Here is a 238-nt window from a genome sequence, read left to right as displayed (position 1 = left end):
AAGGTAATCTGCGCACCGTTTTTATAATCGATCTGGTTCTGCATTGATTTATAATACACTTCGGCATTCACCTCATAGTTGTTATTGCTGAAATTCCTGCTGTAACCAGCACTTATCTGGTCTGCAATTTCAGGTTTTACCGTGAAGCTGCTTCCTATCCACTGATCTGTAGGATTTCCGCTTCCGCTATTGCTCAGCAAATGCAGATTCTGTGTATTTCTCGAATACCCTCCTTTAA

1 protein-coding gene is annotated in these 238 nt (G+C 41.2%); it reads right to left on the bottom strand.

Annotation, left to right across the window (positions count from 1 at the left end; translation table 11 throughout):
- Positions 1 to 200, bottom strand: a 200-nt coding sequence (locus ACPYOJ_RS36645) for a hypothetical protein (protein WP_481420579.1), incomplete at its 3' end; no start/stop codon positions are given.
- Between the last annotated feature and the right edge of the window lie 38 nt (positions 201 to 238).

The sequence above is a fragment of the Rhizobium sp. SVR5-9E genome, from assembly GCF_056755095.1.
This window is presented reverse-complemented; position numbering and strand designations above follow the sequence as displayed.